The sequence below is a fragment of the Paenibacillus sp. RU5M genome (assembly GCF_900221055.1).
GTDB classification, from domain to species: domain Bacteria; phylum Bacillota; class Bacilli; order Paenibacillales; family Paenibacillaceae; genus Paenibacillus; species Paenibacillus marchantiae.
This window is the reverse complement of the sequence record NZ_OBQM01000010.1, coordinates 127452-152269: the sequence shown is the minus strand read 5'-3', so window position 1 is coordinate 152269 and position 24818 is coordinate 127452. Positions and strand designations below refer to the sequence as shown.

Sequence of the window (24818 nt, the reverse complement as noted above, 5' to 3'; positions counted from 1 at the left end):
CACTAGCTTCGTACAACACTATTAACTTTTATGGAGGTTTTATATATGACAGTAGCTCAACATATTCAGTACGCACACAACGGCAAAGTAGTACACGCAATTAAGGCAGATCTGGGGGCCATTGTACTTCGCAATATCGGCGCTACAGCTGTTGTTAACCAACCGAAATTCGGGGTCAATGGAACATTCTTCAACCTTACAAACGGACAGTTGACTGGTATTGCAATGCAAAATGGTGCAAGAGTACACACTAATGGACATCTTAATCAAGGACCATGTGGTACTGCGACTAAACGAGGTACCATGTATTGTTACAATGGCGGGAATGCCATCAGTACAGGTGTTGTCGGAGCATACACTGAAACGAGCTTGAGCAACATCAAATGGGCCATTGGTGGCTACAGTCTATTCCCGAATGTTTCATATGCTAACTCTGCTGCATTCTATACTGCGATTAATGGTACAGGCGACGCGAATGCATGTACTGACGCTAAAGCCAATACTCAAAATGCTTATCGCTTCAGCCCTAGCATCAACCGTCCACGTACTGCAATTGGTTGGGATGGATCAAAAATCTGGTTAGCTGTGTTCCAATCAGAGAATGCATATGAAGTACGTCAGTTCATGATTAACCGTGGTTGTAACTTGGCTATTATGCTGGACGGTGGAAGTTCTTCCCAAATGAAATATGCCGTTGTCCGTAATGGCAACCCTTCACCAGTGTCTTACGATCCGGGTAATGAACAACGCCCCGTTTACACTATGGTCGCCGTAGAAGCAACTGATTGGGTTTAAGGTTCGACGACACAAAGAAGCAGTCCCCCTATGAGGGACTGCTTCTTCTTTACGCTGTTCCTAGTCTGTTCCAGAGATAATCCATTTTCCATCCTTCTTCTCGAATACAAATAGAGCTATTCCAGGCTCTTGTTTTGTATCGTATTTTATTGTGGTTTCCACACTTCCAATATTTTCAGACATGAAGTTAATTGATTCAAGTTGAATACTTTCGACTTTCATAGGCGTTAAGGTCTTCATATGGTTCGGATTAAAGAGCTTCAGGAATTCCTCTTCGTTCCCTTCATTTCTATACTTTGTTGATAGATTTACTACTTTAATCATCTCCAGCTCGTCACCCTCATAACCAGCTTCATCAATGTATATACTTTGTTCCTCTTTGACTTGATCCTTTTCTTCTGTTTGAGCGGGCACTTGCTCAGTTGATTGAACAGGATCGGGTGCCTGCGCCTCGTCAGATCCACAACCAGCCATTAAGAGTACACTCAACACAAGGCTGCTAGCCAATAATGCTTTTTTTAAATTCATCCCAAAATCCCCCTATCTAAATTCACCTTCATTACAATAGACGCAAATAAATCCATAAAGTTACATTTAAATCTCTTTAGACTACCAATTATAGAACACAGGTTCCAATTCAAAAAAGTTAGGTTTGGAGAGCCACAGACTCTGTTTCATGTTAGATCTATATAACATACTAATTACTCTTTCAAGACAGACAAAGAAGGAATTTATTTCACTCTCACAGAAATTAATTGTGAGGTGAATAACATGAACCATACATATAGAGTGCTGAAGGGAGATATAGACTTTTTTGTAGCTGCAATTAGGCAGGATCAGGTAGCGGTTTGGCATGTTGTGGAGGATCAGGAGACCATTATTGATTTTGGAGGAGTTGTCGAAGGATATAACCGATTAGCAATCAAGATTGCGGGCAAGCGTTTTTTTAGGGAGACGTTTGAGTTTAGAGTTACAAAAAACGTTACCTAGGGAGTTGAACGAAATTCGTGAATTAGTCTTTCTGGGAAAATCATTACCTCTGCCCCCACCTAAGGCTAGATTTATTTAGTAACTTAATTATATCAAATTATAAGCTGAGCTCCACATAACCGATTTAAATTTGCTTACTGCCCGTTAACTTATCAAACTGTCGATGTAATTATCCGCTGCATTATTACCCGTTAGCATAATAACAGCGACACTCAACCACTTTATTATTAATACATTCGTAACCATAATTCCCAAGTAAATGCTATAATAAATAATGATGTGAAATAAACAATAAGGGGTTTGAAGTCTATGAGTGAGAAATACACTAAAGAAGGACTTACCGAAATTATTGATCAATTATTTGAAGAAATATACCATGCAAACAACAGATTAAAGATACATATGCACCTTCACAACAAGTTAGTAGATAACCCGAAGGTAGGCGAACCTTACCCAGCATATTTCAACCTTACCATGGACGCGATATATAGCCAATTCATAATTTCTGTGGCCAAAATTTTTGATAAAAATGGTTTTGGAACCATCTTCAAAATGCTTAATATTATTGAGGTGCACCCTGAACTATTTGATATAGAAAATAAAACTCTTATTGAACAAGTCAGATCAGATCGTGAAGAACTGGAAGTAAGCAACACAATCTTAAATATTAGAAAGTGGCGAGACCAATTATTTGCTCATTACGATAAGAAGTACTTTCTCAATAAAAATCGTCACAAACTTGGAGATGATTCACCTATCATCTATGGTGATCACCAACAACTGCTAATATCAGTTGCGAAGAAAATTAATTACTATTCAGAACATTTGAACAAAACCAAGCATGTTCTAGATGATACACAAATCTCAAATGAAATAGATACACTTATCGCTGTCTTGAGTAAATAAAATTCTAACTGAATACGTTAGCATAAATTTCGTAGAATTGTCAGACCTAGTGCAAGAGCTCTGAAGTGAAAGATTCGTGAGAGGATCTCCTACCTAAGCAATTTCATAATCTGTAATTTATTAAACTGCGTTCATAGGCGAAATCGGTATCTTTAGACAAAAACTCTCGCATAACCCTTTCGCATTTTGTTGGAACCGGGTTTCCAAGACGAGTAAAGATTAGCAAAATAAATGTGTAGATTAAAGACCTTTTCCAGAATCGCATTAAAATGCATTTTTTTCCTCAGTCAGATGCTCTGTGAGATCGCTATCGGTGCAATTCACGGCAAATCGTCTAATGATGCCTTCTCAGTTACTTTCAATGGCTCTTTAATTTGATATCTTGTTGGTATAGAATTTTTAGCGTGCTACTTTTCAATTATGGTAAGAGATGTGTACCCGTGGTAGATTCTCTTTGTGTGAATGATTGTTTGAAAACTTTCATCTACACTAATCCGGCCATGGGTCTTTTTTCATTTATTTACATTTACAGTCCAAAAAAAAGAGTGCAACCCCCTAGGGTCCACTCCAGTTGAACTCTTAATTTACTTCTTTCAATAATTCCTCATAGTTATTCCGCACATTTCCTATTTCTTTGGAAACTTCATATACCCGCATTTCAGATGATTGATATGGTTTGAGTAATCCGAGCAACGACTGAACATCACTGTCTTGGCCAAGCCACTCATCCTCATCTTCAGGCCGTAAAATAACCGGCATACGATTGTGGATGTCTTGCATTACACTATTCGGTTCTGTAGTGATGATGGTACACGTGCTCAGTTTGTTTCCATCCGGATCTGTCCAGGTATCGTACAGCCCGGCAAGTGAAAATAGGCTGTCGTCTTTCATTAAAATCCGCATCGGTTGTTTGGTATTCCCTTCTTTACGCCATTCGAGGAATCCATTCGTCGGAATGATACAGCGCTTAGAACTGATTAGACGCTTGAAGGAAGTCTTTTCGGTTAATGTCTCTGCACGAGCATTGATCATCTTGTTACCGATCTTGTCATCCTTGGCCCAAACGGGGACCAGTCCCCATCGGAGGGAACCCAATCGATTACCATCTTTGTTGCCGATAATTGTTGGGATGTATTGCATTGGTGCTGCGTTATAGTTGGGGCGATATTCGAAACCATCAGCTATAGAAGCATGGTACCTATCCATGATTGCATCTAAGGGGTCAATGATCGTAAATCTACCACACATACAAAGCACCTCCTGAATTTGGCCTTAAAAACATATTAATCACACAATAAATTGCTCAAACTTATCCTTTAGCTTATGGATCAAGGATATCTTAACTTTTATTATTGTACAGAAATAGGTGTACAAAATTCTTCAAACTTTGGAGATCGAAGTTTACCGCCCTTAGTGAAACATTGAAATTTAATTTTGCAACTTATTATCGGGTCAAGATAACGCCAGCCTTTACTTTCGCTACGAATGAGTTGCTTTGATATCTGATTAAACGCACGTATTTTATCATGGCTAGGTGGAAATTCTAGCATGCCAACATACTTGCCATTTACAGATAGCCCCCACCCAAACCTCCCCTGAAGCCGAACAGATTCTATCTGGCAGGTAATGTATTGATACGCTTTTACCTTAACGACATGACGTTCTGAACGCCCATTTAAAATCATTGGAGCATCCCCATTATACTGACACACACCCTCAAGACCGAGTTCTTTAGCCTTCTTAAACAGTTCCTGCCCGTTATCATATAAAGGGGTTACTGATAATGTCTCTGATTGTTTTACAACCGATTCTAGGACTTCTCTGCGCTCCATGAAGGTCTTCTGTGTTATCGGTTCACCATTCATGTATAAAATGTCCCACAAAGGAAAATGAGCCCTTAACGTGGTCACAATTCGTTTAACCCCTGACTCAGTTTTGGTATTAAATCTTGCCATAGCATCATCCCACCAGTATTTCGGTGGCTGATCCTTGGGCTGGGATAAATCAAATGCTATGCACTCTCCATCCAGGATCGCTGATTTTACGGATAGCTTTATATTTAACAATTCCGGAAACCTCGATGTAACTTCCGTGCCATGCCTTGAAAATGCACGAACTTTACCATTCTCATAGTGGATCAGTATTCTAAATCCATCCCATTTCAAACTATTGTTTTTCCAGCTTTTTATTTGATATGGCTGCAACGGATACAGCAACATAGGTTTAATTAATTGATTCAACATATTTGCTACACCTCTCCATAATGACCATATCATGTTGGGCACTTCAGAGGTATATGAGATCACTGGTATAGCTGAGAATTATGTACATATTTCTTTTTGTACACTCTTATGTAGCTACTTCCTACCGTCCCCTCCATTCCCATTACCTCTATCTGGCTGTAAAGTGCCTCTCCTGAGCTTTCTATATACGGTAACAGTCCAAAACTACTTGAGGGTAATTTAAGGCTGTGTAGAATCGCTTTACGATCCATAAGGGACAGCTTGCGAAGGTCCCGACCTAAACACCTTACTAGCGAAGCATTGAGAAATCCCTCACCGTTTCATACTTAGTTCAGTGATATCTATTCTTCATATAATCTGTGAGTAGCAGTGTTACATCAACTTTAACTTTACTCCAGTGCAGGTCCATTTTGTGTTTGTACTCCTTATTCGAGTATTTCACAATTAATCCAAGATCTGATCTTGTTTGTTCTATGATTATTATCTTGTTATCCTTTAGGTTCTTCTTACATTGGTACATATCTAATGAGATCTTAGCCTGAAGGTTATCTAAGTATTGAAGATATACAGACTTCATTTTAACGTTAGAGCCTGCTATCTTATTCTTGTCATTTTCTACGGTGCTCATCAAGAAAGGAAAAATAATATGTTTTTTTACCAGAGCAAGCTCTTCAGCAGTCTCCCTCATAATCCATATCACCTTCTTCAAGTTTCACCGAAACCATTTGATCATAGTCTAAAGTTTCGAATCCTGATTCCGTCTCCACTTTGACTTTCTTTCCAAAGTCCTTTACGGAAGTAACAATTCCCCTAACGTATTTGTTACCCCTCTCATGAAATAGTTCTATGCCTGCTACTAAAGTGTAATTCAATGACATTCTTAGATTTTGAGCAATGATTTCCCACTCATCCTCATGTAAAATTGGCTTGGATTTGAAGTTTTCTTGTTTACGGTGCTCGATAACTCTTTCTCTCTGCTGAGGTAGCATCATACGACTAGATACCCATAATCCATTACCTTCAAGTTTCTTAGTCATTTATAATGTCCTCCAATCTTAGCAGCTCTATCAATGGCCTGACCTGCAGAAGTGATAGAACTTGCACGAAGTATGGCTATATCTCCAAAACGATCCTTAATATCATCCATGACCTTATCGATTGCACGCTTTTGTTCTTGGTCATCAAACAAAGATAGCTGGTACGTGTCTGCACTAGACAAATTTGAAAGAGAAACTCCTACTCGACGAACAGGTTGACCATCCCAGTACTGATGAAATAACTGTTTGGCAATTTTACAAACATCTACGGTGATGTTAGTGGGATCTGGCAATTTGACCTGTCTACTAAACCCAGTTGGATGATCAAAGTCAGCTCCAGATAAGCTCATCGTAACTACACTACCCATTAGTCCTTTTTTTCGCGTTCTTCTACACACTTCTGTACAGATGTCTTGGATTACAACAGCAATTTCCCACGCTTCAGTATAGTCTCTTGGAAGGGTCATCGCATTTCCTATGTCTTTTTGTACACTATAAGAATCAGTCGATACAGGGCTGGAGTCAATGCCGTTCGCCACTCTCCAAATAACCTCTCCATTGACTCCCCATTTGCTTCTCAATTTGGTTAGAGGTGTTTTTGCAAGATCTTCAATCGTCCTAATCCCCATTTTCCAAAGATGCTTTTCCATCCTTGAACCGATCCCCCACATATCTCGGATAGGTTTTTGGCCAATATGTTTATGCAGCTCATCTTTTTTTAAGTGGAATACGCCTCCTTCCACCTTTTTTGCGATCATATCACAGCAAAGCTTACTGATTATTTTGTTTTCCCCAATGCCAGCCCTGGCATAAACGCCGGTAGCATTAAATATTTTGTCTTGGATCTGTTTTGCCAAGTCCACTGGATCATTCGCAAACAGATGAAGTGAGCCTGTCACGTCAATAAACATCTCGTCAATACTATACGGTTCCACCAAGTCGGAAAATTCTTCAATAATACTCATAATTTGAGTCGAAACTTCGATATACTCCTGCATATGTGGTCTTACAATAATTAGCTCGGGACACTTCTGAAGGGATTGCCAAAGTGGTTCAGCAGTTGAAACACCCTTAGCTTTTGCCAAAGGACAAGCTGCCAATATGATACCAGATCGTCTTGCAGGATCTCCCGCTACCGCTAGAGGTTTATTCCGATATTCAGGCATCTTTGCCTTCTCAACGGATGCATAAAAGCTCTGCATATCAATTAACATGATTGTTCTTTGCTTAGCCATCATTTTTTCACTCCCACAAAAAAATAAGAACACTTGTTTGTCCTTATTATATAACGAACACACGTTCTTTATGCAAGAGGTAAATATTTATAATACCAGAAGGATTTCTATGTTATGTATGGAATACATCAGTGACTACAAAGGAAATGGGGATATTCGGTTGAAGGACAAAGTTAAAGGACTCATAATTGGAATTACTATTGGCTCAATGCTAACAGGTGTATCAGCATATGCTGCTGGTGGAACAAAAATTAAAGGGTTCCTACAGAAAGTAAATATTTATGTAGATTGATCAAAGAAATTAACACCAGATACAATAACGTACAACAATACTACATATGTACCTGTCCGAAGTATAAGTAATGCAATTGGAGGATAATGCGAGTAAGTTCGTATATAACAAGATCAAAAAGGATGCAGACAAATACAACTTGCATTTTATGGATGAGGGAACTGATGGAGGATACAATGTAGTACGCGCCTTTGAAGATATGCCAACGCATATTGCAACGTACGGTTGGTACTATGTAGATATGCTCACTGGTGAAGTTTACAACTGGGACTTTGCTTCTAATGATTTGACGAAATTATAATTATTTAAACCTACCATCTTTTAAACGGATTAATCAGTAATACAAATAAATTATCAAAACGGCGACTATTTCTCTACTAAATGTAGGAAATAATCGCCTTTTCTTGTTTAAACCTATGCTTTATTAACTGTTGTGTCCGCTACCCATTCTGGGTGGCCATGCACGGGTTTCGGTGATGTTGATATTCGAAAATCACATCATTCCTTCTTCTTTTCAAATCATCCACTGAGGCTTCCTCATGCGATACTAGAAGATAATTCCTACATTTCTCTTGAATAAAGCAACTTTGTTCTCCGGAACCATTATAAGCAAGGCTTCCCATATTCTCAAACTTGCTTTTTCATATTCCTCGTGATTAAGCGGAAGTTGAGCACTATATTTCTCCAAAATACTTACAAGGGATTTACACATCTCATTGTACCCGGTGTATGTCTCTTTAAATGAGGGAAACTTATCGTTACGAATACTGTGAACGAGAACTGCAGTACACAGATCAACGAAATGCTCATATCTCATTGCATCATTGAAACCATTTTGTGAAGTAGTCTGTTCCACAAAATAATCATTGGACCACAGCGGCCTTAGCGCTCTTTGGATTGTCTCTTCTGAACTACCTATACCGGTTTGTCTGTATTTTCCGTCAGCAGATGAATATGCACTATATTCATCAATTAACTTATAAGCGAAGTGCTTAAGGCTATATAATTGGTTATTGATCTTTTCCTTAGTAGAATGATCCAATGATATATAATTCTTCGCATGAGTGAGCTCATGATGAATTGTATTTTTAAAGGCTAGCCAATCTTCATCTGTTATTGTTTTACTTGTATCAAGAGTTTCCTTAATTCCAATTATCACAAGACTCTTGAAACGGTCAAACCTCCCCTGTCTCATTGGCAAGCTGTCGGTATACACCACTTCTACAATTCCATCCAAAGAAAATTCATCTATGATTTGATTCACTAAAAGCTGTATTTTCTTCTTTCTTTTCTTTGGCACATTATTCTTAAAAATACGATCCAAAAACTTCATTTCTCTACTCCTTCCCCATGAATGTGGATTCCTGAAATTTCCTCACTATTTCTTATTATCGTCACAAGTGGGACTAACATTTATTCAACCCTACAATTGGATATCTGGATATTCTCCTATTCAATAAAATTAAGGTACCCGCTGTTATTCACTGATGTTGTTTCACGTGACTTTCTGGTTACTTGTAGAGAAGTAAAATTCTCCTCCTCTTTGAAGTTCCAACTTAGTGCCATCCAGACACTGTGTAGTTCGATAATCCAGTGTGTACAAGGTAGAGTAGCTTAGAGTCATAGGTGAGAAATGAAAAAAGCGCCCTGGCAGCCAGGAACGCTTTTCATTAAGTGACAATATGAACTTTTACATAATCGCTATCACTATCGTACATCCTGAGAATCTCCAAAATCATTTGTTGATGCAATGTTGTTTTAATGTTTCTCATCTCAGGTATCTTCACAGCTTTCCCCTGATCTACAAACCCTTCTAATACAACAAGCGTCTCATTAATTGAAGCTTCATTTACTTCCGGTAAAAATTCTTTCAGGACAAAGTATAACTTATCCCTTTCTGATAAACCAAAGGCGGTCTGCGTCCCGGTTGCTGAAGGAGGAAGATCTCCGTTCTCATTGATTAAATGTTGGTTTAAAAGTAGATGAACTTTTCTAAAAACCTCTATGTGCTCTTGAGTAAGTGGTAAAGCTAGAGGATATTCATCATAAATTTTATTGGTAGAGTTTAAGTTGACATTAATAGGAATATTATATTTTCTAGTGCGAGTTAGTTGTCCTTTTAACTCATCATTAGTTGAAGGAAAGATCTCTTCCGAGGTAGTAGTGCCCATAGTTGTTTCAACTCCTATTTTTTTATAGCTAAATTTAGATCTATACTGATATTTTGTATTGAAATGTGTTAAACCGCATTATTCTTCAGTTTCCGGACTATCTTGAAAGAGACTGATGACATCTGCCGCAAGAAAGAGTGGTAAGATAATTGCTAATAAAACTGGGTTGGTAAACAGCACTATGCCGAATAGAATGACTATCGTTCCACTCACGATATTTTTAGTTGTCTCAACGGCAGTCTTCACACTATTAACCGTAATCTCTCCAGTCTTTTTTACCTTGTCATCTATCTCGATAAAAAAAGAAGCCAACTTTTCCGGTACGGCAACTCCCATTTCTATAGCTTTTTCTAGTATGTTTCCTTTAAGTATCACATAAGCAATCATTGTTGTTAGTGATTCAACAGAATGCTCAGGAAGGCTGCTTATGTAGGTTCGTTTTTCTTCCTCAGTCCTGAGAAATAATAATGCTCGGAAAGGTTTTGGGAGTTGGAACCTATCCATTGCACTACTTATTTTTTGTTTCCAATTTAATTTTGGTATTGGTCGGTCAATACTGTTTTCAAGTTCTGCTTTACTTATAGTTATTTTTTTACCGTCATCAAAAACAACTGTGTACCCATCTTCATTCTTAATCAAAGAATAGTCTTCATTCATATATAAATCCCCTACCAATATAAGTAATAACTCACTTATTCACCTTCATTCTGAAAAACAGATAACGGGTATTTCTTCATTAACATCTCTATACCATTTTCTATAACATCTAACCCTTCATTCATTGGAATAGTAACCGTTTCATTATTGAAAGTAACCTTGAGTTGCTCATCGCCTGCCATAATTAATGAAATGTTGTATTTTCTTCCTTGATGTATTGTAGTATTAATCCATTTTTCCATCTCTGGATGTTGGTTCAGTACAACCCTCAAATTGCTTCTGTTCACGCCCGCTAGCCTTAAAAATTCAAACACCGAATGATCCATTGTATCCCGCCTTATAATATGTCTAATGTAGTTGTGTAGCTCTTTGTAACAGATCCACAAATTTTCGTAGCTCTTGGACTGAGGTGTTACAAATGCGAAAAACTATCTCAAGAACAAGTACTATGTAGCATCATAGCCCATAACATTTATAGTGTTTATAATCCATATCGTATTCATGATATATTCAAAATGTAAATCACGCAATACATTTATGGTCATTTTCTCTTATTATTTTCATCTTTTCATGTATTAAAAAATAAATATCTATAAGTGGTTGTATATTCTCATGCCAATTTACCTTTATTAAGTAAGCAACCCCATGTCAGTTCAAAACTGTACATGGGGTTGCTTATTAATGCCCGACAGATTAACGCATCTAATCTGCTAGAGGCCCAATGTTAAGAATAGTTAGTTATTGGCCAATTTACTAAGAAAAGCGTCAAACGCCTCGAGACGATTGGACCAAGATAAATATCTCTCCGTCAATTCAGTTTCATCTTTTTCGAATTGTTCATCCAACTCACTATATTCGGCCATTTTCGTAACATATTTAGACTTCACTTGAACTAACCAATCACAAAAGAAGGAAAAATCATCAATATTCATACTCGTACCTTGCTTACCAAATTCAATCAGTGTATTGATGTCTTCCACTGCTGAATCACCATCTTGATACCAACCAGATAGTCCTCCATTTTCAATACCTCTGTTTAATGCTGCAAGTTGGATTGCTGCGAGTTCCGCAGGGTCAAGGTCTTTTAACCATAGGTACCTTACATATGAGCCAATATGATGAGCACTCGACTTCTCTATTTCATCAAGTTTTTTCGTTGCCTGTGAAATAAGATGATCATGAATTGTGATGGGAGAAAAATTCAAAACCATGTTATTGTCGATTTCGATCACCAGATTAAATTTTAATGCTAGAGCTCTTAGGATTCTTTCCTCTTGGAAATACAGAACATGTTTTTCTTCAGTGTATTCCATTGTACTTAGTACGACGATACGTGAGTTTTCTTCTTCATTTTCTAATGCGGATTTCTGCAAATTTGTATCAGCATACTTCAACCCTTCTAAAGCATGAGTAATGCTTAATAAGTATTTCTTAAGTTCAGTTATCTCATCAAGTTTTGTTCCAATAATGAGAATTCTACCTTCATTCTGTAGCATCAAATCCAGATAACTGACTTGTTTCGTTGTAAATGCCCAATCCTTTATTAATTTTTGCATAAACTTCTCCTCGCCTACTTAAGATAATATTCACCCAATATACTATATGTAAAGAAAATGAAAAGTCTGCTCAGAAGGCAGACTTAAACAACATTTAAAGTTAAGCTTTTGCTAAAGTGCAGGAGTCATAAATAAAGCACATTAGTCATGATTAATTTTCAGATTCAATGCATTTAGTTCAACATATGAAATGCAGCCTTCAACGATCTCTCTAAGCCTCTCAGACGTTTCAACGTTCAGCCTTACTAACTTTCTTTCAAACCTCTTTGCGTTGGAATCCAAGCATACTACACGCCAGAGACTATCAATATAAGTTATCTCCAACCTCTCCAGTTCGATAACCTCAAATTTCAGACCCTTTGATAATCTTTTTGCTTCGCTCATAGGATTACTACAGCCATGCATACATTCACTGAGAATATGATCACCATACTTATCATAATGTCGCTTCAAAATCCGTCTATTCTCACAGCAATAATCACAGTTACCAATATCAAAGTTGCGTATTCTGTTTCCCATATATTCTCCCTTCACAGCAGATCTGCAACTTGTTCTTGATAAAAAATACTTTCAGCAGAATGATCTCACTCAGATATATGTAAGTGCAAACCAAATCTTATATTCTTTTATCAAATTTTACTCTCAACACGATATGCCGACGAAGAAAGCACAAACTCTATTCGAGAGGGTTCGCTTTGTTTCAACCATTGATAAGCCTGGGAAATGGACCAAGGTACTTTACGAACGTTCTCTTCTTTCAGCATGTATGCTGAATCTTCAAGTAATTCAAGTATTTGCTGATGCGAAAGTGTTCTTGGATCGATTGGAGGTGGTTGGTCCTTTACGACAATTTCAAAAGAATACAATTCGCGGTCACCATCGGTTATAATTGTTTTCTTAAAGTCGGAAAGTACAACGATGTGATCATTTCGTAAAATAATGATAGCGTTCTCACACCTATTCGATGCTTCCTGATCAGTAACATCTATAGCGACACGAGCTACTTCAACTTCTGCCAATAAATTATCATAATAATTGGTATGCAAAACACGCTTCAATTTGTGTCCCCTCCTAGCTATATGAATTTACGATAATATTCTGTTGGTAAACCGAAATGAGTCAACACTTGATTTACAAGTGGTTTGCCCTCGTTAACTTCAATAGCATCATTCAGTTCTGCTAGAGAAACTCTAAACTGATCCGCCAAGTCACTCAGCACTATACTCTCATCATTAATTATTGAGTGTAAAACTATTCGAGGGCTAGAACCAGCGATGTGACCCGTTAATTCCTTTAAACGTTGTGTACGATCTATTAGCTGAGCCATTCTCCCATCCAAACTTTGAATTATATCTTCAATGGTCACCGAGTTTGAATACTTAGCTTCCAATTTCATTAGCAGCTCATATTCATCATTGAGCTCTTTCATTTGTTCTACAGTTTCATGATAAGAAACTAATTTTTCTCTCAAACTCATAAGTATGCCCCCCTATTCTTATTGAAGTGCAATCATCCATTGTTCTGCATTAAAGATTTCGTATTGGTTTTTGTAATATTTACCTAAGAATTTACGAAGCTCGACAGCAAATTTCCTTGCATCAGCTTCTTCCAAAAAACCTACTTCAAATTGGTGTACAAATAATTGTTGTTGCATAAAAGTTCTGTTCACACTTATATTACGAGTCTTGTCTAACTGGCTATACTCCAGAAATTTAAACTTATAATGTTTTCGTATGAGTATTTTGGATAGAATAGAGCTACATTCATAGAAAAGAATTTGTTCGGAGCATGTCTCGAGTCGCCTGCGAAATGAGATATCATTGATGTCTACTTTTGCATAAATAACAAATGGATTGAGTTTTTTACGGTTATGACTAATCCCAACGGTAACCTCGAACACTTCATCGTTCTCCTCATCAAGCTTTAAAACAGCTTGTTCCTTAGTAAGATCCAACTCAGAATTCAGCTTGTCTTTGATCAATTCAGCTTCATTCTTTAACATTGCGTCTGTAGCTACTTCTATGACTTTATTCGTATCGTTTGTCTTGATTATGACAAAATACTTATGACTGTTAGCATCTACGGATTGATTCATCATGGTTTCTTCTTCTAATTGATTCGACATCTCTAAAGGCTCCTTTGTTATACAGAATAAGCTTTTGAAAGCTTTATTCGACCTCTAATTGAAAATCCACAAGACCTTAAGATTCCATATCTCTGATCTCAAATGGATTTAGTCCCATCTTGTTTACTCCATAATAATAAGACTCTAAACTGAAGGGGAGCTGTATCCCCTCTGAACTTAAATATTCTAAAGCTTCTTCCCAGGTTAAAGGTTCGTAATCGGAAAGAGAAACAATCGACTTCTTTACTCTACAAACTCTAAATTGGTACTTTTCCAGATCATCTTTGTAAATGGTAAAATTCTCATTGATTACGATTTTGGTATCATGTAAGTGTGCTCTATGATAAAACGAACTATTTCCACGTGCTTCTGCTTGTTCGTTTTCAATATTTTCTTCTACAAGCACCTCAACCTCAAAATCACCATCGTGAAATCCAATAGTTAAATAGTATCCTGTCATACTTAGCTTCTCCTCTTGAGATATAATTTTTATTGCAAAACTGCACCATGCTGAATTATTTGGGCGAATCACTTAAAGCTGGTCCACCATGCTCATGGTCAGATCTAATTGACTCTCTTGCATTTGATTGAGCAATTTTTTATCAATAAAACGTTGTGCAAGTGCTTTAATATGACTCTTATCTGAGTGTTTTGCCTCAAGTTGTTTGCCAGGGTCCATGATTCCGAGGGATTGAGAAGCTTTTATGCCGAGAATTTCAACCATTGGTGGATCAGAACCTTCATCCGTGTTCAAATAAATGGCTGTTATGTTGTCCACTTGACCTTCTCTATTTACTCTACCAATCACTTGCTCATGGACTTTAGGGGACCAATCTAATTCTCCCGCAATAACAGTTGAACATCTATATTGAAGACCATCTATGCCAGCACCACTTCGTAATGACATAATGAAGAGATTAGTCTCACCTTCAATAAACCGACGTACCGATTCATTTTTCTGCTTTTCGGACTCGCTGCCTGTATACATGGCCGGTGTATAACCGGATAACTCCTCAAGCCAAATGTCGTAAACATCTCGATGCCACCCCACTAACATTATAGGAATCTCGGCTTCTAATAATAATTTTGCATATTGAGCTACGCTGCGGGCTTTAGATACACCAGTCGCATGCCGTACTAACAGATCCAACTCTCGGCCAGCTTGTCCTCTCTCGAAAAATGTCCCATAGGTGACTTTCATCGCTAACTGACGTGCCAAATCTTCAACGGATTTCAGTGCATCTCTATTTGAATCAATATGTTCAACAATTACGTTCACTGGTGGCATTTGTTGACCAACATCTCTTTTAGTTCTGCGCAACATCACATTCTGTTCTCTTAGATATGTTCCAAGAGCATCCGGATCACGAACGCTACGTGCACCACCAGTACACCATTCACGAACGAACTCGTCATATGAACCGAGTATACCTTGATTAATAAATTCCATTATATTCCATATTTCCGTCCCGTAATTATAGATTGGTGTCGCGCTCAAACCAAGACGATACTTAACCTCATTTGATAGTTTAAAGGCAGCTCGACCTTTACCACTCTCAACTCCGGTCCGTAATTCTTGGATCTCATCAAAAATCACTGTTTTAAAGAACCCACCCTCAAAAGTATCAATCCATCCGAGCAACTGACTGTATCTGAATAGGTATACATCTGCTTCAGGTAAGTTATAAGGCCTCGTGCCTTTAATTTTATGTACTCTCAACGTTGTAAATAATTCTAACTTTTCTTGCCATTGGCTCTGTAGGTGTGTTTGCATTACCACTATTGCGGGGAGTGTATTATGTTCCAGCATGAAAGCAGCAGCTGAGTATGTTTTACCTAACCCTACATCATCTCCTAACAATAAGGAGCCTCGTTTATAGCATAGTGCTGAAGCTTGGGCTTGATAAAGACGAACATTCTGACCCTCACGAAGACCGACAAGTTTGGATGGAATATAGTCAGGATGCATGATCTGTTCCATTTCAAGTTGATCCCTGTTGAACTTTTCATTTCCAAGCTGGAGCAGATCCATATCGATTTCCGTCATCTTTAATGGATACCGCTGCGTAAACCAGGATATGTCTGCACAATGCGTAGTATCATTCGGAAAAACAAAACGATCGGTTTGCCATTTAGGGACACGGGGAAATAATTGTTTAAGTCGAATTGAAATATGTGGCGGGATGTTCTCCATAACCCACTGGTTGTCCATTAGATAAAGTTTACCAACTTTCTTCACAACCACCCCTCCCCCAGCGACACAACCAGAGCCGGCTTACCGTTAATCTCTGCAGGCAGTTGAATACTAGTTCCCGTCAAAAGAATGAGTGCTTTAACTTCTTCATGTTTTGAATAGCGTTCTAATTGTTTGTAGATTGCCATACGCGAATATTTTGTTTTCACTTCCAGAACAACGCCATTAATCAAGAAATCTGGAATGTCACTGGCAGACAATCTCTTTTCTCTTTCAAAAATGGCATTAATAGAAATAAGAAAGTTCTCGACATCCAATTGAGTTTGTTTTTCTTGTACTGTACGAAATCGTTGTACTCTTAACAGATCGGCTAATTCAATATATGACATACGTTCAATCATCCTTTCAGTTGGATTACACTTTAGATAAGTGCTCTTTATACATGTCGATCTAATGAAAGATCGATCGGCAAAGTTTGGTTTACATGACTTACGTAATCATCCAATTCATCTAATGCTTTCAGAATGTCCTCATCGTTCTTGAGAAACTCAAAAGTTACTCTAGTCCCCTTGGAAGTAGGCTTATTCCACTTTGTTGGTCGCTTCCCAGTATTAATCAATCTAATCCAGTAGTAGGCCTTTACCGCGGCATACAAATGTGAGCCCATCGATGCATTAAGTGGTGATAATAGGATGCGACCTCCTATCAATGTAAATCTGCCTTTAAGTTGACTTAACATGTTCATCACTCCTAAATTTATTTATTGTCATTACAAATTTAGCATCAGTTTTCGGTATTACAAATGTAAGAAGACGCCCAATGTACAGGCGTCTTTTTTAATCACATTTCATGAAATCGTTAAGCTCTAGTTGCCGATCTTGAGAATTATTTAAAGCATCGAGAATGAGACCTTCAGTTAACCAACATTCAGGTGCTTTATATTGATAACTGTCCCATATTCTTTCTCCTGCCCGAGATCGCTTAGGGTTTCGTTCTTGTGCTTTTTTTGTCCAAACCCAGTATGAATTTGCTTCCTTCATTTTTATAGTATTAATCTTTTGTTTCACTTCCGGAATTCGTTCAAAACTTAAAGCCATTAATCAGTACTCCTTCCTTTTCTTGTCCCCACGAAACTTATGTAACACTAGATTGTTTGTGTCGCACAATAAAGTGACACAAACAATCTACTTCATATAACTTTTATTTGATAATCTTTTTACGACTAATTCGTAAGGACAAGTAGAATGATATCACTGATTTAAGATTTGAAAACTTCCGGAAAAATAACATTAATTCACTCGAACATTGGATCACCTAAAATTAACTGTGTATCCGTTAAATCACTCGTAATCGCGATTCTAATTTTCTTCTTCCCTTTAAGATCTACAGTGAATTTCTTAACGCCGTCTGTTGGTCGAATGTTCGTTGTGAAGAATGAGATTTCTTTCTTCCCATCAATTTCTAAGAAGCGGACCTCTACAGGTTCATTCACATTTGTAGGACTATTTTTTACCGATGTTGGAGCAGTTTTCTTAACCCCCATAAACAAGTTTAGTGTCTCAAAACTCTCTCCACCAAAATCAATGGTTGTACGTGCTGACTTTCCTTTTATTATCCCACCTTGGGCGAAAGAAACTGTACCAATCTGAAGATCAGATTGTACCGTGGACAAAAGGAGCTTGCTATCAATTGTTCCCGGAAAATCGACTAGTGAAATCGGTCTTACTGGAGCTTCAACTGGATTCAATGGCTGATTGGGATCAATACCACTATCAGGTTCAGTTAAAGTTATGGATTTAACACTATTATCCCAATCCACTTCCCATCCCACCGTCTCACTAATTGCTCTAAGTGGTACATAAACACTGCCCTCTATCATTACAGGTTCCACCTTCTTACCTTGTTCATTTCTTAGCATTAGTTCTTGGCCATCTTTTATTACTTTAATATGGCTCTCAATAGTCGCTTGAATAGAAGTGGTTGTTTTTGCAAATGCCGATCCTGCGATAAGTAGTGATACAACTGCTGTAAGTAAGCCAGCATTAATAAATTTTTTTTTATAATTCATTTTGTGATGCCTCCTCAAAATTTGTTTGCTTCAAACCATCACCGGCATGCCTAAATACTCGGCCATTATATCTTGCATATTCATTTTCCAATCCTTACTTAACATATCTGATGGCAGTGTACCAATCACAGGTATTCCCAATACTTCTTCCCAAGGTAACTGTTCTTTGGTACCACCTTGAATGAGAATCCCTACTTTCCGCCACTCATTCCCCATTTTCTTCAAATGAGACATCTGCATGTCAGCCATACCTAGATGATAGGAGGTGTTTTGTACAACCCATATAGACTTCGTACACCACTCATGCGAAGCCATTAATATCAAAGGTGAACTTTGACTCTGTAAATCTGCCAATATGGTCTTTCCTCCAAATGCACGTTCCGCTCTGACCAGCCATTCCTTTACCAACGTGTCATTAAACGGCTTTTTGACAGAATAAATCCACGGTGAGCAAAGATACTTGTCTTTACATACCGCCAATTCTTCCATGCCGTCCGGGCTGTCAGCAATGGTATAAGAAGGATGCAAACCAAGTCTGCCTGCAATTTGACCATAGCTATACGATATCTCAGCTACGCCGAGTGCATTAACAGCTGCTCCTTCAGCAAGATCTACCACGATGGATGTAGTACCAGCTCCACCTTTTGGTGAATAAAAAAGGACCCTATGCGGCATTGGGTATGCAAAAACAGTATGATTAGTTACTCTCTCTATCTCTTCATTCTTCATTTTCTCCACCTGGTCAGGAGAAGATGTTTGTAAAATAAACTCAGTCTGGTTTGCTTTGCGAAAAATATTTTGAAAAAATGGCTTTCTCTTTGTTGGTTTTGGAACGGCAGGTTCAGGAGTTTCAAGAACAGCAATAGTTTGTGAAGTTTCCCTACTCTCTTTAGCACTCTCTTCTGGATTGTGTAAGAACTCCTCTTTGACTGTTGCAACTCCAGCATCTTCTACCACTCTCGACATTAGAAAGCTCTTTTTTGCAATCGGCTCCTCCATTGAGATGACTGCTGACGGTTTACTGTTTTCATCAGGTTGGTTCTTCTTCTCTGATTGATTGGATTGCTGAACTTCATACTCTACCTGAACAGGCTCAACCGGTTCTTCATCCTGGTAATCGATTGTATCTTGGCGTGTACGCGGCACCTTTATTAACCGTTCAATGTCTGCTGAAGTAACATTATTTTTAGCTAGAAAGTTGTAAAAGCCTTTTTCAATCATTTTCTTATACAATCGAGTATTCTTACGTTCGAAGAGCATCATCACTAGTCTTACGCCTACCATATCCTTATACTCCGTAACAATTTGATTGATTTTAAGTTCACGTAGAGTGGACTCTTCTTTTGGCATCACCCCTTCTTCAATAAAGATTACTTCGGGGTGATTTAGCGTCTCCAGAGACATCACATCCTGGAAAGAACTTGTACTTGCAACAATCTGTATTCCCCCAAATGAAGTGATCAGTTCCACCAGATTTGAATCCTTGGCTACAATAGCTACTTTTGTACCTGTTTTGAGTTTCTTCGATTGATTATTGTCCGGAGATGTACTGATTACTTCCGTTTCTTGTTTACTATCTTCTGTCTCTTCGTTCATTGAAGTTATCGCTAATCCTAGGGAAGTAATCCATTTTTTTGCGGCATCCCTAAAATCACGATGATGACCGGAGTACACTAAGCTAGGTAGCGGTAAGGAGCTAACCTGGCTAAAAAAGGAGATACTTTCTTCAATCACAACTCCATCAATTTTGGCACCATGGATATATTCCAGAGCTGTATTCCAACTAGTCAATGGTTGTGATATCTGTAGTTGAGAATTAAGTTCGATCAGTGCAGCAGAGATTCTATCGTAATTTGCTTGCTTACAAATGACAGCTATGTGCATAAGTTACCCTCCCTCTTCATTTAAATGCTCTTATGCCTTAATACAAAAAAAGAGTGACGGGATTCCGTCACTCTTCGTGATAATAATCAGAAATAATTTCTTATGGTTACGGCTACGTAATCCATGTAATCTACCGCTTTCCCAAGATCGCCAAGAACGAGCAGAATTGCAAACCCTAGGACTAAGGAAAGTCCACCTGCAGCTAGAAGCTTCTTCGAAAATATCCCGCCGACACAAAGCAATATGCCGAAAATTAAACAAAAGAAGAAAAGAGGATAAGCCAGCTTTCCTCCAACCGTTTGAGTGTCACCCGTAAGGGAATCCATCGCACTAGAGAAACGACCTCCGTCTACTGTAGATATATCTAATTCTTTTTTGGTATTGGTTGAAGGTATGCTTAAACCGGATTCAGCAAACGCCGGCACCGCAAATACAAACATTAAAATCGTGATTACTGTTAGAATAATAACTTTTTTGTACATGTGAATTACTCATCCCTTCTCTAAATTCAAATAAGTTTTTGTTTACCGGCATCCCTCCCTTCAACGAAATTATTTAGAATGTCATGTAACTAGTAGGATCAACTTTCATACCATTCGTGATAATCTCAAAATGTAAGTGGTTTCCTGTTGAAACCCCCGTTGAACCCACACCTGCGATTTGCTCACCGGCTTTAACTTGTTGGTTATTTTTAACGAGGGTACTACCATCCAGTAAGTGACCATACAGCGTCTGGTAACCTCCACCATGGTCAATAATGATCGTATTTCCATACCCGCTCTTAGTACCAACAAAGGTGACTATTCCATCCATAGGTGCTTTGACTGGCGTACCTGCTGGGGCTGCTAGATCGATCCCTGAGTGCATTTTTTTCTTACCTGTCTTAGGATGTATTCTGTAACCAAAGACGCTTGAAACACGATACACACCTTGATCTACAGGATATATAGCTGATTCCCAGAGTGGAGCTGGTTTTTTATATAACTCAATAAGTGCCATTACTTTGTCTACATACCAATCCGCATGATTATACATCTTTACAGCAGCACGTGGATTTTTGTTAAAGCCATTCTTTGATAAATAATTTGCAGCAGAATATATTGCATCCTCGATGTCCCAAGGATCGGCTTTACCGTCCCCGTTCGCATCAACTCCATAACCCCCACCTATTTTTATTGTCCCTAAATTAGTGATGTCCAAAGAATCCGATACAAGTCCACCACCAATGTTATACTTCCACCCTACCCACGTTGCAGGCATAAACTGCATATGTCCAATCGCTCCAACACTCGATACCATCGTCGGGTCAGTCGAAAACGTGGTTTCCACGTTATGAATTGCAGCAAGTGCGTACCAAGGAATCTTATACTTCGCTGCAGCCGCTTTATAGATAGGTACAAATTCAGGGGGTATCTGTCCACTGACATAACTGCCTCCTTGTCCATTACCGTCACCGCTACCAGGAAATCCGACAAACAGGGGGTCGTATACTTTCGCCAGTTCAATTACAAATTCAGCGTCCTCTTCAATGAGACCATGATCAACTAAAAAAGTGACTAATCGATCTTGCGTACGAGGCGTCGACACAACCGTGCTAAGTACTTCAGCTGTGACTTTGGTGTAATTATCACTATCACCGGTCTGAACAGTTTCCGTACGGTAGTCAACATTAACAGTTTGATCATATTGATCCACATTAGTAATTAACTTTGTCTTATGTGTTTGAGTATCAACAGAGACTTGTTTCTCTTCACGCTCAGTCCCATCTTCTGCTGTCACCGTTTTGTAAGTCGTAGTCTTCGTTTCAATAGTCACCACAGTGTCCTTCCAAGTAAACCGTGGTCCTATAGCCTTATATGTTCGTTCTGGATCAGGCTTACGTGTCCTACCGTCACCTACAACTGGATCTCCAATCACACGGTCTGCTGCGGCAATAAGTGCCCATGAAATTTGGTATAAAGTTGCCTGATCAAAGGGACTCTCTTGATAAGGCACACCTTGGTTAGAGCCAAAACTATACTCCCCACTCTCACCAAGTCCATTCTCCGATAATTGAATGTATTTCTTTTGAAGCTCTTTATCCTTCTCTAAATTCCACTCAGTGTCATGTTCATCCGTTGTAAAAATGGCCATTTGACCTTTTTCTTGTTTAAAATCATCCGGAGCCCCAAAAAACAGTGAATAAATACTTAAAAAAGCGATTAAGATTAGTGCAATTACGATAATATAAGGCATTAATTTGATGATCAATTTTTTTGCGATTGCTTTTCCTAATTTGGCGAGCTTTTTCTTCAAATAATTCTTCCCGGCATTCTTACCTGCTTGAAAGAGTCCTTCTAAACTCAAGTGATCACGTCCTCAAACTAAGAAAAAATGCCTTCTCTAATTTGATAGAGAAGACATTTAATCGGTTTAGTCATTACGTTTAATGGGTTGGATATCGATCGGCCGCGGCCTACTATTTCCATCATACTGAGAAAAACCTCGGGTTTCATTATCAGACAATGGTGGTGGAGGTCCAGGATCTCCATAAGAACCCATAGGCGATGATGAAGCTACAGGAGGTGGTTGTGGTCCAGGATCGCCCTTAGAAGGTGAATGATTCGGGCCAGACATTGCATTTCTTCCTTCATCATATACTCGTTGAAGATGGTTCATATTACTCCTGTTCCTCTGATTCACCATTGGACTTCTAGGAACTGGTGGAATCATGGTTGAGTTCATTGGATTCGGAGTGTTTGAAATACTTCCAGTATTCCGCTTACCTCCTCCACCCGGGATACTTCCAAGGCCAGGATTTTGACTACTCATATTCGGTCTCCCTGGTAAGGTCGGGCTACCTTGTGCTGTAATTCCTGCACCACCTTTAGATGTTACCATGACTCCTCCCTGATCTTGGAGTGGAGTATGAACTGGTCCTGACAATTCGAGTGGTCTGTTAGTCCCTCCAGGTTGAACACCCGGGCCCGCTGGAAGGGCCAATGGAGGACTACTTCCCATAGGAAGAGCCAATGGCGCTTGGGCCATCTGCGTTTCCTGTATAGGATTTTCTGTTCTATAAGATTGATAAGATTGACTCAATCCCTTTATTCCTTTTGCAACAGCACCAGCACCCTGTTCTAGTTTAGCTACACCTTGAGAGCCTAATGCCGCACCAACAAACCCTCCTGACATACTGCCTGTAAGTGCGCTCCCTGCGATAAAGCCTGCTCCTGCTCCTGCTGCTATAGCGGATTTTCTTGCAACAGCTCCAGCTGCTTTACCTGCCATAGATCCTCCAGTCTTGGCTAACCCCACGACCCCTCCACGAGACTCCACAAAATTCCGAAGTGGTGAAGAAGGTTGCGAAGAACCACCGCTGGGGGTCCTGCTACCACTGCTACTGTTAGCGCTTGGACCTATTCTGCTCCCTGTATTTAATTTTGTACTTCCGCCCTTTCCAGGTGCAGCTGGTGCCAAATTACTTGCTCCACCCGCCATAGTATTAAAACTTGGGCTACTGACAGGGCTCAACGCATCCGCTGTTGCTGGAGTAGCTCCAAACGAATCAGAAGGCATAATTCCGTTGTTATTAGAGGGAGGTGCATTTTTACCCCCACTGCCTTTACCTCGGAGACCTTTGACAATACCTTGGACCGCCATAGCTGTTCCCATACCAAACCCGCCACCAACGGTTCCTCCACCTTTTGCTCCAATAGGTATACGTACCAAACTCGTGATGGTAGGCATACCTACTAAAAAGACGAGAAGAATCCAAAAGCTAGGTTGTTTGGCTAGAATCGCTATAAAAATAGCATATCCTATGGCATGACCAGCTTGCGTAAACACTTGAGCCGCGAATTCACGAAACCATTCGTCCAGCACTTTCTGTGAGCCTGGAGTCGTACAACGATATAGCACCCAAGGGAAAATAACCATCAAAAAAATTAAAGTTGCTAGTCGAAGTGCGTACTGATAATTCAACATACCCACACAAAATACAATGAGAATAATCAATGCAGCTTGACCCAAACTTTTGGTTTCGGATGTCATTATGTCTAATATATTGACCTGCGTTACATCCCATCCGGTTGCCATCTTCAGACCATCAATAGCCCACAGTACAACCAAATAGTTTGCAGAGAAAACAAGCTTATACATATAGCCGCCTAGGTTTAGCCCAACGAAGTAGATCACAAACCCCTCAGACATACTATTTATACTTAATTGCCCTTGCTGTGTACCACCCTTAAACATAATCATAAAAGCCCATGCTAGAATAGAAAGTACAGCCAACCAGGCACTGACCGTTAAAAAGGAATTAAAAAAATCTACAATAATACTGAATATGGACGAATCGAAAGTATTAAAAATTAGGTTTTCTGATCCTTTAAGAAAGATTAGCTCATTTAGATCTTTAAGCCCCAGTGCCTTTCGTATAAATTCCGCGAAATTTATGATCAAACCCGCCAGTTGTCTTTCAAGATAGCCTGGATCTTCAGCCTCATCCAAGCGCTCGCCAAACACCCCATCTCTAATTTGATCCGTTGGACCATCTGCAACTTGCTCAGGAGTTGATGTTTCCGCATGAGCAAATCCGGATATTGATGGTAGCAAAATCCCGATGCTAAAAATTAACAACGCCAAAATAAGCCTCATTGAGAGACCGGTACCTTTCCTATGCAA

General features: G+C 39.0%; 28 protein-coding genes. 5 read left to right on the top strand and 23 right to left on the bottom strand.

Annotation, left to right across the window (positions count from 1 at the left end):
- Positions 1-45: 45 nt before the first annotated feature.
- A complete protein-coding gene (locus tag CRO25_RS25325) occupies positions 46-795 on the top strand; it encodes a phosphodiester glycosidase family protein (protein ID WP_179132260.1) in 750 nt (249 codons plus the stop codon).
- Between the two features lie 60 nt (positions 796-855).
- Here CRO25_RS25325 and CRO25_RS25320 read toward each other — a convergent pair whose 3' ends face one another.
- Complete coding sequence (locus CRO25_RS25320; RefSeq protein WP_079696873.1) at positions 856-1323, bottom strand: hypothetical protein; 468 nt, start codon at positions 1321-1323, stop codon at positions 856-858.
- 243 nt (positions 1324-1566) lie between these two features.
- On the opposite strand from CRO25_RS25320, the gene CRO25_RS25315 reads away from it, so the two are divergent.
- Positions 1567-1785, top strand: a complete 219-nt coding sequence (locus CRO25_RS25315; RefSeq protein WP_079696872.1) for a hypothetical protein — start codon at positions 1567-1569, stop codon at positions 1783-1785.
- A gap of 309 nt (positions 1786-2094) precedes the next feature.
- A complete protein-coding gene (locus CRO25_RS25310; RefSeq protein ID WP_079696871.1) occupies positions 2095-2691 on the top strand; it encodes a hypothetical protein in 597 nt (198 codons plus the stop codon).
- A gap of 579 nt (positions 2692-3270) precedes the next feature.
- Here the strand turns inward: CRO25_RS25310 and CRO25_RS25305 are convergent.
- From CRO25_RS25305 to CRO25_RS25280, 4 genes are all read right to left on the bottom strand, one after another.
- Entirely contained in the window at positions 3271-3939 is a 669-nt protein-coding gene (locus CRO25_RS25305; protein WP_079696870.1) for an SOS response-associated peptidase, read from the bottom strand.
- A gap of 101 nt (positions 3940-4040) precedes the next feature.
- Positions 4041-4934: a DNA ligase gene (locus tag CRO25_RS25300; RefSeq protein WP_079696869.1), complete on the bottom strand. Its 894-nt coding sequence runs from the start codon at positions 4932-4934 to the stop codon at positions 4041-4043.
- Positions 4935-5605: 671 nt separating this feature from the next.
- Positions 5606-5971, bottom strand: coding sequence for a YolD-like family protein (locus CRO25_RS25285; RefSeq protein WP_079696867.1), 366 nt, complete (start codon positions 5969-5971; stop codon positions 5606-5608).
- Complete coding sequence (locus tag CRO25_RS25280; protein WP_179132259.1) at positions 5968-7206, bottom strand: DNA polymerase IV; 1239 nt, start codon at positions 7204-7206, stop codon at positions 5968-5970. Before CRO25_RS25280 ends, CRO25_RS25285 begins: the two co-directional genes overlap by 4 nt.
- A 118-nt stretch (positions 7207-7324) precedes the next feature.
- Between CRO25_RS25280 and CRO25_RS33530 the strand changes: the two genes are divergently transcribed.
- Together CRO25_RS33530 and CRO25_RS25270 are read left to right on the top strand one after the other, a co-directional pair.
- The gene (locus tag CRO25_RS33530; protein WP_179132258.1) at positions 7325-7498 is read left to right on the top strand and encodes a hypothetical protein; all 174 of its coding nucleotides are present in this window, start codon (positions 7325-7327) and stop codon (positions 7496-7498) included.
- Positions 7499-7568: 70 nt separating this feature from the next.
- The gene (locus CRO25_RS25270; protein ID WP_079696864.1) at positions 7569-7799 is read left to right on the top strand and encodes a hypothetical protein; all 231 of its coding nucleotides are present in this window, start codon (positions 7569-7571) and stop codon (positions 7797-7799) included.
- A 246-nt stretch (positions 7800-8045) separates the two neighbouring features.
- On the opposite strand, the gene CRO25_RS25265 is transcribed toward CRO25_RS25270, so the two are convergent.
- From CRO25_RS25265 to CRO25_RS25175, 18 genes are all read right to left on the bottom strand, one after another.
- The gene (locus CRO25_RS25265) at positions 8046-8831 is read right to left on the bottom strand and encodes a hypothetical protein (RefSeq protein WP_079696863.1); all 786 of its coding nucleotides are present in this window, start codon (positions 8829-8831) and stop codon (positions 8046-8048) included.
- A gap of 337 nt (positions 8832-9168) precedes the next feature.
- Positions 9169-9669, bottom strand: coding sequence for a hypothetical protein (locus tag CRO25_RS25260; protein WP_079696862.1), 501 nt, complete (start codon positions 9667-9669; stop codon positions 9169-9171).
- 78 nt (positions 9670-9747) lie between these two features.
- The gene (locus CRO25_RS25255) at positions 9748-10326 is read right to left on the bottom strand and encodes a hypothetical protein (protein ID WP_079696861.1); all 579 of its coding nucleotides are present in this window, start codon (positions 10324-10326) and stop codon (positions 9748-9750) included.
- 35 nt (positions 10327-10361) lie between these two features.
- A complete protein-coding gene (locus tag CRO25_RS25250) occupies positions 10362-10652 on the bottom strand; it encodes a hypothetical protein (protein ID WP_079696860.1) in 291 nt (96 codons plus the stop codon).
- A gap of 408 nt (positions 10653-11060) precedes the next feature.
- Positions 11061-11882, bottom strand: a complete 822-nt coding sequence (locus CRO25_RS25245) for a hypothetical protein (RefSeq protein ID WP_079696859.1) — start codon at positions 11880-11882, stop codon at positions 11061-11063.
- Positions 11883-12023: 141 nt separating this feature from the next.
- Complete coding sequence (locus CRO25_RS33100; protein WP_143806595.1) at positions 12024-12266, bottom strand: hypothetical protein; 243 nt, start codon at positions 12264-12266, stop codon at positions 12024-12026.
- Between the two features lie 245 nt (positions 12267-12511).
- Complete coding sequence (locus CRO25_RS25235) at positions 12512-12940, bottom strand: hypothetical protein (RefSeq protein WP_079696857.1); 429 nt, start codon at positions 12938-12940, stop codon at positions 12512-12514.
- Between the two features lie 17 nt (positions 12941-12957).
- Positions 12958-13359 carry a hypothetical protein gene (locus tag CRO25_RS25230; RefSeq protein WP_079696856.1) on the bottom strand — a complete coding sequence of 134 codons (402 nt, stop codon included), beginning with the start codon at positions 13357-13359 and terminating at the stop codon, positions 12958-12960.
- A gap of 18 nt (positions 13360-13377) precedes the next feature.
- Positions 13378-14007, bottom strand: a complete 630-nt coding sequence (locus CRO25_RS25225; RefSeq protein ID WP_079696855.1) for a hypothetical protein — start codon at positions 14005-14007, stop codon at positions 13378-13380.
- A 76-nt stretch (positions 14008-14083) separates the two neighbouring features.
- Complete coding sequence (locus tag CRO25_RS25220; protein ID WP_079696854.1) at positions 14084-14467, bottom strand: hypothetical protein; 384 nt, start codon at positions 14465-14467, stop codon at positions 14084-14086.
- A 72-nt stretch (positions 14468-14539) separates the two neighbouring features.
- Positions 14540-16246: a DEAD/DEAH box helicase gene (locus CRO25_RS25215; protein WP_079696853.1), complete on the bottom strand. Its 1707-nt coding sequence runs from the start codon at positions 16244-16246 to the stop codon at positions 14540-14542.
- Positions 16243-16590, bottom strand: coding sequence for a hypothetical protein (locus tag CRO25_RS25210; RefSeq protein WP_079696852.1), 348 nt, complete (start codon positions 16588-16590; stop codon positions 16243-16245). The genes CRO25_RS25215 and CRO25_RS25210 overlap by 4 nt, the downstream gene beginning before the upstream one ends.
- A gap of 447 nt (positions 16591-17037) precedes the next feature.
- Entirely contained in the window at positions 17038-17298 is a 261-nt protein-coding gene (locus CRO25_RS25200) for a hypothetical protein (RefSeq protein ID WP_079696850.1), read from the bottom strand.
- A 197-nt stretch (positions 17299-17495) separates the two neighbouring features.
- A complete protein-coding gene (locus CRO25_RS25195; RefSeq protein ID WP_079696849.1) occupies positions 17496-18269 on the bottom strand; it encodes a stalk domain-containing protein in 774 nt (257 codons plus the stop codon).
- Positions 18270-18299: 30 nt separating this feature from the next.
- Entirely contained in the window at positions 18300-20153 is a 1854-nt protein-coding gene (locus tag CRO25_RS25190) for a hypothetical protein (RefSeq protein WP_079696848.1), read from the bottom strand.
- An 86-nt stretch (positions 20154-20239) separates the two neighbouring features.
- Positions 20240-20635, bottom strand: a complete 396-nt coding sequence (locus CRO25_RS25185; protein ID WP_079696847.1) for a hypothetical protein — start codon at positions 20633-20635, stop codon at positions 20240-20242.
- A gap of 73 nt (positions 20636-20708) precedes the next feature.
- On the bottom strand, positions 20709-22499 hold the full coding sequence (locus tag CRO25_RS25180) for a peptidoglycan DD-metalloendopeptidase family protein (RefSeq protein WP_079696846.1): 1791 nt from the start codon (positions 22497-22499) through the stop codon (positions 20709-20711).
- Between the two features lie 66 nt (positions 22500-22565).
- Positions 22566-24791 (bottom strand): hypothetical protein, encoded by a 2226-nt coding sequence (locus tag CRO25_RS25175; protein WP_143813204.1) that lies wholly within the window; start codon positions 24789-24791, stop codon positions 22566-22568.
- Positions 24792-24818: the final 27 nt, after the last annotated feature.